The organism is Bacillus sp. AFS073361 (genome assembly GCF_002567005.1).
Classification (GTDB): Bacteria; Bacillota; Bacilli; order Bacillales; family Cytobacillaceae; genus Neobacillus.
Genome location: NZ_NUZU01000144.1, coordinates 1 through 287, shown reverse-complemented (window position 1 = coordinate 287; position 287 = coordinate 1). Strand labels below are relative to the sequence as shown.

1 protein-coding gene is annotated in these 287 nt (G+C 54.0%); it reads left to right on the top strand.

The window, feature by feature from the left end; translation table 11 throughout:
• Positions 1-287, top strand: a 287-nt coding sequence (locus tag COJ96_RS25745; protein WP_142333080.1) for an IS66 family transposase, incomplete at both ends; no start/stop codon positions are given.

Genomic DNA, 287 nt, shown 5'->3' with positions numbered 1-287 from the left:
CCGCCAGAAAATCCAGAAGCGTTCCGCTGATGCAGTCGCTGTACGACTGGATACAACAGCAGATGAGCATGCTGTCTCGTCACTCAGATACGGCGAAAGCGTTCGCATACCTGCTGAAACAATGGGATGCTCTGAACGAATACTGCCGCAATGGCTGGGTGGAGATTGACAATAACCTGTGTGAAAACGCTCTCCGGGTGGTAGCGCTGGGACGCCGTAACTATATGTTCTTCGGCTCTGATGGTGGTGGCGACAGTGCAGCGGTGATGTACAGCCTGATCGGTAGC